General features: G+C 41.9%; 4 protein-coding genes. All 4 read right to left on the bottom strand.

The window, feature by feature from the left end:
* Positions 1–40: 40 nt before the first annotated feature.
* The 4 genes from ODZ84_RS12065 to ODZ84_RS12050 all read right to left on the bottom strand — a co-directional run bounded on the left by ODZ84_RS12065 (position 41) and on the right by ODZ84_RS12050 (position 13,778).
* Entirely contained in the window at positions 41–3,439 is a 3,399-nt protein-coding gene (locus tag ODZ84_RS12065; RefSeq protein WP_266172562.1) for a T9SS type B sorting domain-containing protein, read from the bottom strand.
* A 113-nt stretch (positions 3,440–3,552) separates the two neighbouring features.
* Positions 3,553–6,381 carry a T9SS type B sorting domain-containing protein gene (locus ODZ84_RS12060; protein WP_266172561.1) on the bottom strand — a complete coding sequence of 943 codons (2,829 nt, stop codon included), beginning with the start codon at positions 6,379–6,381 and terminating at the stop codon, positions 3,553–3,555.
* Between the two features lie 134 nt (positions 6,382–6,515).
* Positions 6,516–9,608 carry a T9SS type B sorting domain-containing protein gene (locus ODZ84_RS12055; protein WP_266172560.1) on the bottom strand — a complete coding sequence of 1,031 codons (3,093 nt, stop codon included), beginning with the start codon at positions 9,606–9,608 and terminating at the stop codon, positions 6,516–6,518.
* A gap of 78 nt (positions 9,609–9,686) precedes the next feature.
* Entirely contained in the window at positions 9,687–13,778 is a 4,092-nt protein-coding gene (locus ODZ84_RS12050; RefSeq protein ID WP_266172559.1) for a T9SS type B sorting domain-containing protein, read from the bottom strand.
* Positions 13,779–13,792: the final 14 nt, after the last annotated feature.

Genomic DNA, 13,792 nt, shown 5'->3' with positions numbered 1-13,792 from the left:
AATTGTTAATGAATGTTATAAATTTTTCAGGTATAGTTAATTATCTGTTTTTTACCAGTAGCCAGCTGGTATATTTTACTGTAGTGGTATCTCCGAATTCTGTCCAGGAAAGAAAATACCAGTACGTAGCGGTATTTACCGGTCTTCCGCCCAATTTTCCGTCCCAGGTAAAACGGTTGGTAGGAGTCCCCCGGAATACCTCAGCACCATACCGGTCAAATATTCTGAACTCCAGATGATCACTTCCCATTAAAGCAGAGTAGTCGATATCATCATTGTGCCCGTCATAATTCGGGGTGATGGTATTGATCAGATTGATAATGACAAAAGTTCTGGTTACTTCCTCACATTTCTGAGAATCTCTTACATGGATCACATGATTTCCCCGCGGAACATTCTGAAAAACATTAGAGTTTTGCCACGTAATTCCATCCAGAGAATATTCATAAGGCGGCGTTCCTCCGCTGGCACCTACAGTTACTGTGGTATCGTTGATCTCAATAGAAATAATCGCAGGAACCGGATATTCCGTTACATTTACATTCTGTCTGTAGGTACATCCGTTGGACGTAAGATCTACCCAGTAGCTTCCGGCGGTAACATTGGAAATAGAGGGTGTTGTTGCTCCCGTGCTCCACAAATAACTGTCAAAGCCAGGACCAGCATCCAAAGTAGTCATGGTTTTGGGGCAGATCACTTTATCAGCAAGAATATCTGATTTTTTAGGAGTTTTAATGGTAATTGTTATAGATGCTACCTGCGGACATTCTCCGGTCTTTTCAAACCGGATGTAAACAGTCTGTGTGCCTGCAAAATTAACGGGATTGCTGATCGCAGCAAAGTCATTTTGTGCATCTGTAAGACTTCCGTGAAAACTTACCGTGACATTAGGATCTGCCGTAAACTGATTGACAAACTGCATGAGATCAACAGATTTTATACCATCAAGGTTGTCATCACAATAATCCATTGTTAAAGAAGTTTTTATAAGCTGTATTTTGGCTCCGATACTGAAATTCAGGGGCTGAACTACTGCCGCACAGCCGTCGGGAGACTCTACTCTTATATAGATGGTGGTATTACCGGTATAGCTCCAGTTATTAGGAAGTACATTATTATTTCCTGCGTTTGCATCAGTAATGCTGGCATAGTATCTTACACTTGTGAAATAGGCAGGATTATTCAGAACAATCGGGGTAATATTGGACAAAACCACCGTTACGGTTCCGTCGAGATTATCATCACAGAAGTTCCCGTTATAACTGGGCAGTACAATAGCAAGGTTGAAAAGATTGAGCGTAATTTTGGCAATATTTTTACATCCGATATTATTTTTAACCACTGCATAAACGACCGTTCCGTTAGCAGCCTGATAGGCCGTTGGTGAACTGATAAGAGTCAGAGGATTTTCCGTTTGGGCATCTGCTAATGACGGGTAATAGGTAATCGTTACAGGAGCATTGTTGGTAACACTGGCGGTGGTTAAATTAAATGTTCCCTGACCGTTAATATTGCATGCTGTTAAAGTAGCGTCAGTAGTCGTCAGGGTCTGGATGTTTACGGTTACTGTTATCGTTTCACAATCCGGAAATTCAGGATCATTTCCGCAGAATGTATAGGTGAACGTATCGGTTCCGGTTGTTCCCGGATTGGTTACGGTATAGGTAATAGTTCCTGTAACCGGATTAATAGCCGCCGTTCCCAGTGTAGGAGGTGCCGTAATCGCTATGGTAGATACTACAGGAGTTTGTGTTGAAACGGTAAATGCCGGAATAACGGATTTTGTGGTACAGACATCATAAACAGCCGTACTCAGCTTCATACAATTCAGTACCTTATAGGGCTCGGTAACCAGGGGTGCACAGCTTCCCATGGTAACAGAACAGGTATAGTTGCCGGATTGAGTAGGCGTGTACGAAGAATTTGTAGCTCCGGTAATCTGAGCTCCGTTCCGGTACCATTGGTAGGTATCGTAAATAATCGGATCAACGGTAAGCACAATCCCGGGAACACAATCTCCTCCTGATTTTAAAATGACCGGTTGGGTAGGGAATCCGGCAAAGAATCCACCATATCCTACCGCATCACTTCCGGCACTGATTCCGGCCATAATGGCTTTATTGGAAACTATGGTAATGGTTCCTGTGGTATTGGGTATTCCGTACGTGACCCAGTTGGTGGTTCCTGTCATATTGAAGGGACCTGTGGATGTAGGCGGGGTAGCCCCATTTACCGTAAGAACAGCACCCTTTTCCGTAATGATATTCAGTTTTGTAGGAATATTAAGGATTCCGGATGGATTGTTATTGGAGTGTACAAAGTTTTCATCAATGAATCCTAACTCATTAATTTGTTTAGGCAAATAACAGTTAAGGGCAGGAATGAAATTGAAACCACCTGTTGCTGTCTCGTTGCCCGTGGCGGAGTCTCCTGCTAAAATCTGATACACATATGCATTTTTAGACGTCCTCAGATATAAGTTGTAATGATTGCCTCCCTGCAGCTTATATTTTGTATCAGAAACCACATAATACTGTCCTGTGTTTAGCGTCGCGACAGGCGGGATTTCATCATTCACATAAATCTGGGTATTGTCCTGGGTTGCAATTACGATGGCTCCTTCCATATTGGCCCCGATATTTCCGTTTCCTTTTACCAGGGCGAATTCAGTTCCGAGTCTTTCTACCGGAACAGACTGATCCATTAAGATATCCGAACTGGAAGGAAAGTTGCCGGCGTATTGCCCGTTAAAGTTACCATTGGTGACGCTCACAGCTTTATCAGCCGTAATTTTCGCTCCGATAATGCCGTCGAGATTGGCAGTGTCGATTCCGTTACCGTCAATAATATAGGATTGTCCTTTATTTAATATAAAGGTTATGGTAGGATTGGTAGCTCCGGTTGTTCCATTGGAAAACTGAACCGTAGGTTTATATCCGGAAATGGTAACCGTGGTATTATCTTCTGTAGCCAGAACACTGGTCATAAAATTCAAAATGGAATTGCTTACCGTAATGGGGGCACTGGCCACAAAGAAGTTCTTTCCCGTAGACGGAATTCCCTTGGAAGTAATGATTTCAGCGTGATTGAAAACCGAAAATCTTAAGTTAGCATAAAATGGGAAATCCGCTTTTACATATAATCCCTTTGTCGTAGGCGTAAAAAGATCGGCCTGCTGAGTCGTAATAATATAGTCCCGCAGCACATCAAATTTCTGAGGGTTGTTTTTGCTGATATTTACGGTACCGATTAATATATTATTGTTGTAAATACTTACGGGAAACGGCGTCGTTCTGTTGGTCGATAAATATAATTTCTGATAAGGATTAGGATTTCCTGTTCTGTCTACCATAGGAGCAAACCAGTGTTCTCTGTCCAACTGTGCAAAGGTAAACATGAAAATACAAAATATAAATAAAAAAGATAGAATTTTCTTCATTCAGTATCAGCTTTTATCACAAATTTAATAATAAAAACCAGTACAATGTCGAAAAAATAATAAAAAAGCCATGATTATAAAACCATGGCTTTTAAGAATTTATTTTCCTAAGATTATTCTCTGTTTTTTACTAAGATCCATCCGGTGTATCTTATTGGAGTACTCTTGTTATTAGGCTCATTCCAGCTGATGTCGTACCAGTAGCTTCCGGTAGATACCTTTTTGCTTCCGTTTGTCGTACCGTTCCATTGGTAACCGTTGGTTTTATCAGCCTGATAAATCTTCGCACCATACCGGTCAAAAATTTCAATGACCAGATTCGGCTTGTGAGCTAGTGCTGAATAATCAATATGATCATTTACCCCATCGTTATTCGGAGTAATTACGTTGATCAGGTTCGGGATTGTTATTTCAATATCGATCGGTTCGCAATCATAAGCATCTTTTACATATACCATTCCGTTTCCTCTCGGTACATCATTAAAGATATTGGAATCCTGCCAGTTGATATTATCCATTGAATATTGATAAGGCGCTGTTCCTCCGACCGCATATACCGTTACGGTATTGTTGGTAATATCAATACTTGAAATTACCGGTTGCTCAGAAGCATATACTTTTACCGTTTGCAGTGTGGTGCATTCTCCGGTTTTCAATTTTACCCAATATGTTCCTACACCGGCATTATTTATTGCCTGTGTTGTCGCTCCCGTGCTCCATTCATAAGAAGCAAAGCCGGGACCTGCATCTAATGTGGTCTTATCTTCTATACAGATAATCTTATCCTGTAAAACATTAGAGTAAACGGGAGGAAGAACCACAAGAGTTACTTTTGCCACTCTGTAGCATCCGTTTGCATTGATCACTTTTACATAGGCCACTCCGTTGGGGGCAATATAAGCTGTAGGCGTTGTAATTTGATTAGTTCCGTTTACAGCATCTGTCGGAGAAGGGTAGTATTCTTTCGTTATTCCTGGTGCGGTCGTTACTCCGGCAGCAGTAAGATTGAATAGTGCCGTAGCCGGATTTGTTTCAATAAAGCATGACCGTAAAGTAGCATCATTTACCACCGGGCTTGCAGACACGGTCAAACTCAAAGTTACCTGTTCGCAATCTATAAATTCAGGTGCATTTCCGCAGAATTTATACACCATTGTATCCGGACCTACGTATCCTACTGTTGGAATATAGGTGATGACACCCGTTACAGGATCTACGTTGGCCGTCCCGTTGGCAGGTGGAGTAATGATGGTCACCGTTCCCGGTACGTAGGTTTGTGTGGAGTTGGTGAAGCTTGGAACAATAGATTGGTATCCTTCACATACCGTAAGGTTCTGAGCCGTCTCATTCAGACAGGTAAATACCTTATAAACAGGTGTTATGGCAGGAAGACAGGTTCCTACCGTGATTCTTACGGTATAGTTTCCTGCTACCGTCGGAGTGTAGGAATTATTGGTGGCTCCCGGAATCGCAACTCCGTTGTTGTACCACTGATAAGTATCAAAACTATCATCTACTTCCAGTACGATACCAGGGATGCAGGTACCGGTTTGTTTGGCAATAACGGGAATGGAAGAGAATCCTGCAAAATAACCGCCGTAGCCTGCAGAGCTGTATCCTCCGTTTACCCCTGCCGTAACGGCTTTCGTAGAAGTAATTGTTACATTACCCGTGATTCCTGTAATCGCATATGTTACCCACTGTGCGTTTCCTGTAAGCGGAAACGGGCCCTGTGCCGGAGTAGGCGTTATCCCGTTTACGGTTACTGCAGCCCCTGCTTCTGTTAAGATATTAAGCTTTAAAGTAAGGGTACCAGTATAAGTAGGCATCTGCTGGATATTACCGATCTCATCAATTTTTCTTGGAAGGAAACAGTTTAAAGGCGGGATATAGTTGTAACCTCCTGTGTTGGTGGAAGTAGAACCGATCAGCTGATATAGATAGACATTTTTAGTCGTTCGTACATAAACATTGTAATGCCCGCCACCCTGGTTGATATAGGCGCTGTTCAGAATTCTGTAATAATCTCCTTCGTTTAGGGTCGCAACAGGAATAGTCGCATCATTAAGAAAGATCTGAGTATTATTTTCCGTAGCGATAATAATCCCTCCCTCCATATCATAATGATTGGTCAGCGGAGATAAACTTCGAACCATGGCAAATTCATTTCCCAAACGGTCTAAAGGAACAGACTGATCTAAAATAAGATCTGATCCTGAAGTGGTATTTCCCGTGGCGTACATTCCATTTGAATTTCCATTGGTTACCGAAATAGGCTTCGTAGCGACAATTTTTGCACCGATGAATCCGGCCTGATTGGCTACGGTATTACCTATTCCCGCAAGAATATAAGATTGTCCTTTATTTAAAGTAAAGGTCATCGAAAGCGGAGGAGTGGTATTGTTGATAAACTGAATATTCGGATCATAGCCGGAAACCGTTACCGAAGTATTGTCTTCTGTAGCCATAATGCCCGTTGTAAAATTCATTCCGCTACCGCCACTCAGGGTAGTGGTGACCGGAGTGGCCGCCGCATAAAACGAAGTGCCGATTCCTGCTTTTCCTTTAGAGGTAACAATTTCTCCGTGGACACTGTTGTAAATTCTTAAGGATGCAAAATAAGGTTTGTCACCCTTAGTGTAAACTCCCATATTGGTAGGAGTGGAGGCACTTGAAGAAGCAGCTGTTCTTATAAAGTTAGCAGGTAGTGTAAATACCTGAGGGGCCCCTTTACTTATATTAACAGTGCCGATGACGACATTGTTGCTGTAAATTTTGACCTCAAAAGGGGTTAAAGAATCGGTCGAGAAATAAAGACCATGGGCATAGGTTGTCCCTGACGTATCAAAATAGGGAGCAAACCAATGATCAGTATCTCTCTGGGCATAAAGTGTATTAATGGCCAATAGCATTAACACAAAACCTAGTAGAAATTTTCTCATAAGCGTGGAATTAGGATTTTGCAAAAATAAAAGAATAATCCGTATATACTGAAAATATTTTAAAAAAATAAAGGGTATACTCACAAAAAAACCACGATTTTGCAATCGTGGTTGTGTATTTCTATAATTAAAAATTAATTAATGTTTTTTACAAGGATCCAGCCGGTGTATTTGATTGCTGTCTTATCCTTGTTAGGCTCATTCCAGTTGATATGGAACCAGTAAGTACCGGTTACCAGTTTTTTATCGAAATGTTTACCGTCCCATTTGTAGTTATTGAACTTATCCCCTTTGAACACTTTATTTCCATATCGGTCATAAACGGTGAAACTGAGGTTTTCTTTGTAGGATAATTCGCTGTAATCGATATAATCATTTTTATTATCTCCGTTTGGCGTAATCGCATTGATTAAGTTTGGTACAGTAATCTCTACAGAAACCGGCGGGTTACAGTCGTAAGCATCTTTTATATAGAAGGTGTGCTGACCTCTTGAAAGTCCGGTAAACACATTGGAATCCTGCCAGTTTGCAGTTCCGTCAACAGCATATTTGTAAGGTGCTTTTCCTGAAGCCATAATTACGGTAGCCGTATTGTTGGAAATCTCGATTTCTTTGATTACCGGCTCAGGTGCTTTTCTTACTGTTACCAGCTGTTTTACGGTACACCCGTTGTCCTCAAGGACCACCCAGTATTCCCCTACCATCGCTGAAATGGTCTGTGTCGTCTCTCCGGTGCTCCACAGGTAAGATGCATATCCCGGACCTGCATCTAGTGTTGTTCTTGCATCGATACAGATCATCTTATCAGCTAATACGGTTGATCTTTTTGGAGGAATAACCGTCAAGGTAATTTTAGCAATGGCATAACATCCCAGGTCATTATAAACTCTTACGTATACTGTGTTGTTGGATGAAATGAAATTTGTAGAATTTACAGTAATTTCATTGGTTCCGTTACTTGCGTCTGCGAAAGTAGGATAGAATCTCTTTGTTACAGGCGTTTCAGTTGTTACATTAGCCTGTGTTAAATCAAACTCAGCTTTTGTTTCATTATTTTCAATATAGCATTCACTTAAAGTTGCTTCATATACTACCGGTGCAGGTAAAAACGCCAGGGTAATTTTTGCTACCCCTGTACAACCTTCATTGGTTGTAACCCTTACATATACGTCTCCGGCTGCGGAGTTGTAGTTGGTAGGGTTCATAATTTGGTTGGTATCTGCATTCAGATCTGCCAAAGTAGGGTAGAATTTCTTGACTACCGGATCAAGCAGTGTCACGGCTGCCGTCGTTAAATCAAAGAATCCTTTCCCGTTATACTGACATGCTTTAATTGTAACGTCTGTAAGGACAAACGGAACAACAGTTAAGGTTAACGTTACTTTCTCACAATCGATAAATTCCGTACCGTTACCGCAGAACTGGTATACAATAACATCTGTACCGGTATACCCAGGAGTCGGAACATAAGTGAATACCCCGGTAGTCGGGTTAATCGCTCCGATGGTTCCGTGAGCTGGAGGCGTTATAATTGTTAAAGTGCTTCCTACCGGTGTCTGCGTTGAGCTTGTAAAAGTAGGGGTAATCACTTTTGATGCACAGGCATTAATAGCCGCGTTGGTTTCTTTTAAACAAGAATATACTTTATAAATAGGTGTAGTTACCGGCGGGCAGGTTCCCATCGTTACCTTCACGGTATAATTTCCTGCCTGGGTAGGAGAAAAGGTATTGGTAGTCGCGCCTGCAATGGCTACACCGTTTAAGAACCACTGATAGGTTTCATATCCGTCATCCAGTTCCAGAACAATCCCCGGAGCACATTCTCCTGTCTTTTTGGAAATCACAGGAATGGAAGAGAATCCGGCGAAGTATCCGCCATATCCTGCAGAGCTGAATCCTCCGTTGATACCAGCTGTTACCGCTTTTGTAGAGGTAATGGTAACATTCCCTGTAATACTCTCGATAGCATACGTTACCCAGTTGGTATTACCGGTAAGAGGATAGGGTCCCTGGGCAGGAGTAGTAGGCGTACCGTTCACTAGAACAGTTGCTCCTGTTTCTGTTAATATATTTAATTTTACGATCAGATCACTCGGCGTCGGATTAGGCGAAAGCGGCATCTGATTTATATTACCGATCTCATCAATCTTCCTTGGCAGGAAACAGTTTAACGGCGGAATATAGTTAAATCCGCACGTTGCATTACTTGATCCTACGGCTACCAGCTGATAGAGGTATACATTCTTTGAGGTAGAAATAAACATATTGGCGTGTGTGCCGGCTCCCGGTTGGGTAATATAGTTGCTTTCATTGATTCTGTACCACTGTCCTGTATTGATAGTGGCAGCAGCGGTGGTAGAGCCGTTTAGGAATATTTCTGTATTATCCTGAGTGGCAATTACAATAGCACCTTCCATATTCTGATCAGGAGCGGTAGATCTGGATTTTACAATAGCAAAAGTATTTCCAAGTCGTTCAACCGGTACAGACTGGTCCAAAACGGGGTCAGAGCCGCCGAGGCCGATCAATCCGAAGTTCCCGTTACAGCTACCGTTAGTAAGTGTTATAGGCTTATCCGATACTATTTTAGCGCCGATAAACCCGGCTAAATTAGCGGCATTCGAACCGGTGCCTGCAAAGATAAAAGACTGTCCTTTATTTAATGTGAAGGTATAAGTATTTCCCGGTGTAGCAACACCCCCGAAAAAGGTAACTGCCGCATTACTCCATGTTGCAGTAACGGTGGTGTTATTTTCTGTGGCCATAACTCCGGCCGTGAAATTATGAATGGAGCTGGTCGCCGTATTGGGAGCGGAAGCTACATAAAATTCTTTCCCTATACCTGCTTTACCCTTACTGGTAATAATTTCGCCATGTACACTGGTTGCAAGTCTTAAGCTGCAGTAAAACGGTTTATCAGCTTTTAAGTACAGCCCTTTGTTAATAATCTTAAAACCTTCTGTAGTCGCGGTGGCCAATATCTGAGTGTTGGGAACATCATAAATAGCCGGTGCCCCTTTGCTGATTGTAGCAGTACCAACAGGAAGATTGTTATTATAAACGGTTACCGTAAAAGGGGTTACCGAATCTGTCGACAGATAAATTTTATTAGTATATCCGCCGGCAGAATCATAATACGGAGCAATCCAATGCTCTGTATCCCTCTGTGCAAAGAGAGTATTAATGGACAGAAAAACTAATACTAAGCTAAGTAGAAATCTTTTCATAGGGTGGGAATTAGGATTTCTACAAAATTAAAATAATATTTGAAATATTGTTAATAAATTGTCAAGAAAGTTGAAAAATTATTCTCTATTTTTAATTAATAGCCATCCTGAATATGAAACTGGTAATTTTGTATCCGGTTCTGTCCATCTCAGTATATACCAGTAGGTTCCGGTTGCAAGAGGCCTTCCTCCGGACTTACCGTTCCATTGATAAGAATGGTCTGACGATTTATAAACCGGAGCACCGTATCGGTCCACCACCTCTATCGAAACATCCTGTTTTATTCTTAGATCCGAATAGTTTAGAACATCATTTTTTCCGTCTCCGTTTGGAGTAATGGCATTGATAAGATTCAGAACTAAAAATTCTTTCGTTACCGGCTGACAGCCATCGGTTCCAAGTACAAAAACCTTGTGAATTCCTCTTGATAAATCTTTGAATACATTAGAAGCCTGGAAGTCGATTCCGTTTAATGAATACTGATAGGGAGAAGTTCCGCCTGTTACATTTACCGTTGCTGTGGTTCCTGTAATATTAATGCTTGTAATGGTAGGAGCCTGTGCAGTCGTTATGTTGACATATTGACGGTAAATACAGCCATTAAAACCAAGATCAACATAATAGTTTCCTGCTCCTGCGAGAATGGTCTGCGTGGTTGCTCCCGTGCTCCATTGATAAGAGGTAAAGCCTGTTCCGGCATCCAAAATTACCTTGTCAGTCGAACAGACCATCTTGTCTGTAAGGGTGCCTGATCTCTTAGGTGTTTTTAACGTTATATTAATAGTTCCTGTATTAGGACATTCTGTTCCGCTTATCAATCTTACATAAAAAGTCTTCGGAGCGGTCAGTGTTTGGTTCGGGGAAATGGTGTTTGTCCCGTTCTGAGCATCTGCTAAAGTAGCATGAAATGTTACCGTAATCGCGGGGTTGGTTGTGAATAGGTTTTTATAATCACTAAGAATAATGTTTTCAGAACCGTTAAGATCATTATCACAAACTTCTGCATGTACAGTATTTGTGATCAAAGCGATTTTGTTTCCTATTGTAAAATTAATCTGACCTGACACAGCCGGACAGCTTCCAGATAAAACATCTGCTCTCACATATACCGTCGTGTTTGCCGTATAAGTCCAGTTGGCAGGTAATGTATTGTTGTTTCCGGCATTCGCATCCGTTTGACTCAAATAATATCTGACGGTAAAATTGGCTGAATTCGTAACAATCTGAGGGGTAATGCCCGAGAAGTTCACGTTAATAATTCCATCCAGATTCTCATCACAAAGATTAGCATTGTAATTACTGGTATTAATATTGGGGGATAAAGTCGTTGTTAATGTAATCTGTGCAATTTTAGAACAGCCTGATGCAGAAGTAACATTAGCATAAATAATCCCCGCAGGTCCGGAATAGGCAGCAGGAGTTGTAATCTGCCCCGTTAAATTTGCGTTCGTAAAATAAGTAACCGTGGTCCCCGGGTCGGAAGAAACATTTACCGATGTAAGATTATACGTTCCGATTCCACCTGCTCCTGCGCAAGAGGATAATGAGCCATTGATTACATTGGGTGAAGGATTTACGGTTAACGCAATCTGTGCTGTTTCTGAACATCCCGATGCCGATGTGACATGAGCATAAATGATCCCTGCAGGACCGGAATAAGCCGAAGGATTGGTAATCTGTCCTGTTAAATTAGCATTGGTAAAATAGGTAATCGTAATTCCGGGATCTGTAGAAAGACTTACCGAAGTCAGATTATAAGTCCCGTTTCCGTTTGTCCCTGCGCAGGATGATAACGAACCATTGGTAACATTGGGTAATGGATTTACAGTCAAAGAAATCTGTGCCGTTCTTGAACATCCTGATGCTGAAGTTACGTTAACATAAATGATTCCGGAAGGTCCGGAGTAGGTTGCAGGATTGGTAATCTGCCCTGTTAAGTTTGGATTGGTGAAATAGGTAATTGTTACTCCGGGATCAGTTGAAATATTTACTGATGTAAGATCAAAAGTTGCGCTACCACCTGTTCCCGTACAAGATGTCAGGGAACCGTTGTTAACATTCGGTAACGGATTTACGGTCAATGCAATCTGGGCTGTTTTGGAGCATCCATACTGAGAGGTCACACGAGCATAAACAGTTCCTGAAGCCCCGGAATAGGTTGCAGGATTTACAATCTGCCCTGTTAAATTGGCATTGGTAAAATATTGAACGGTTGTTCCGGAATCAGGAGAAAGACTTACGGAAGTGAGATCAAAAGTTCCGTTTCCGCCTGTTCCTGCACAGGATGTTAAAGAGGCATTATTTACCTGTAAAACATTAGTATTAATGATCACTTTAAAATATTCGAAAGCGAAAGGGCTTCCATTCCCCTGGATATAATAAACAAAAGTATCGGTGGTATTCGTAGCAGTACCCGCATTCGGGGTGTAGGTAATTTGCCCGGTAGCCGGGTTTACAGTAGCCGTTCCTGAAATGGGTGGTGAAATAATACCTGTAAGTGACGGTACAATCGTTTGTGCCGAACTTGTGAAAACCGGAGAAATTACTTTTGTATTACAGGATCCGATGGTATATGTTGTCGTTGAGATAGGCGGGCACAATGTATAAAGGTATTCTGCCGTAAGTCTTGTCTCGCAATTGTTTTTAGTGATCGAGCAGGTATAGCTTCCCGCTCCGTAAAGCTCCGGATTTATCGTATTGGAGGTAGCGCCCGGAATGGCGACTCCGTTAAAGTACCATTGGTAAGCATCATACCCGGCATCTACCTGAAGTAAAATCCCGGTATAGCAGTCTCCGGTTTTTGTGATGGCAGGTACTGAAGAGAATCCGGCGAAATAGCCCCCGTATCCCACAGCACCACTCCCGGCAGCAATTCCTGCGGTTAAAGATTTGGTAGAGTTCACCGTAATATTCCCGGTGACATTCTGAATGGAATAGCTTACCCAATTCGGGTTTCCTGTGACAGGGTAAGGTCCGTTGGCTGTAGCAATGGGGTTCCCGTTTAGAGTGACTGCTGCTCCGCTTTGGGTAATAATGTTTAGTCTGGTTGCAAACGTCTGGCCTCCGATCCTGTTAATGAAACCGATCTCATCAATTTTATTGGGCATGAAACAACTCAAAGGAGGGATGAAATTCATTCCGCCCGAAGCATATTCATTTCCGTTAGTGGCTCCGGATAATAACTGGTACACATAAATATTTTTAGAAGCAGAAATATTCATATTATAATGACCATTTCCCTGGTTAAGATACCGGTTGGAAGGAACTAAATAGTACTGACCTGCGTTCAGGTTAGTCGTAGCTCCGGTTCCGTTAAAGGTAACCTGTGTATTGTTTTCCGTAGCAATAATAAGGGCCGTTTCCATTTGGGAAGTAACGGTTCCGTTACCTTTCACCACAACGAAGTCTTTTCCTAACCTGTCTACCGGTACCGCCTGATCCATCAGGATATCATTGTTGGTGAGATTTACACTGGTATAAGCACCATTGAAGTTCCCGTTTGTCACGGTAACAGGTTTTGTTGCTGTGATTTTGGCACCTACCAGGCCCGTTCTGTTGATGTTTGACCATGAACTGATTACATCTAAAAGATAAGATTTCCCCTTATTTAACGTAAAAGTTCTGGTAGGGGCTGAAATTCCGTCCGAGAAAGTAATATTGGGATTATATCCCGAAATAACCACAGTGGTATTGTCTTCAGTAGCCGTTACCCCTATGGTAGAGCTCAGGTGATTCTCAGAGCCTGAAATAGGTGCTACCCCTGCAAAAAATGTTGTCCCTAATCCTGCCTTACCTTTGGAGGTAAGGATTTCAGCATGATTCGGAACAGAAAATCTGTAGTTGGCAAAGAATTTTTTCGGTCCTTTTACATTCAGTCCCATATTATTTTGGGTGAACAGCTGAGATTGGGTAGCGGTGACCATAAACTGGTTCGGAATGATAACCTGAGCAGGACTTCCTTTGCTTACGTTCACCGTTGTATAAAGGGTATTATTATTGAAGATCTGTACAGGGAAAGGAGCGGTTTCATCGGTTGACAGGTATAAATACCCTTCAAACCCGTTAATTCCGGCTTTGGCAGCCATAGGTGCAAACCAGTGTTCCGTATCCAGTTGTGCTTTAAAAAACAGACCAATAAATAAACAAATCGTCAGTAGAATTTTTTTCATGAATTTTAATAAGG

This window comes from Chryseobacterium fluminis, from assembly GCF_026314945.1.
Lineage (GTDB): Bacteria > Bacteroidota > Bacteroidia > Flavobacteriales > Weeksellaceae > Chryseobacterium > Chryseobacterium fluminis.
This window is presented reverse-complemented; position numbering and strand designations above follow the sequence as displayed.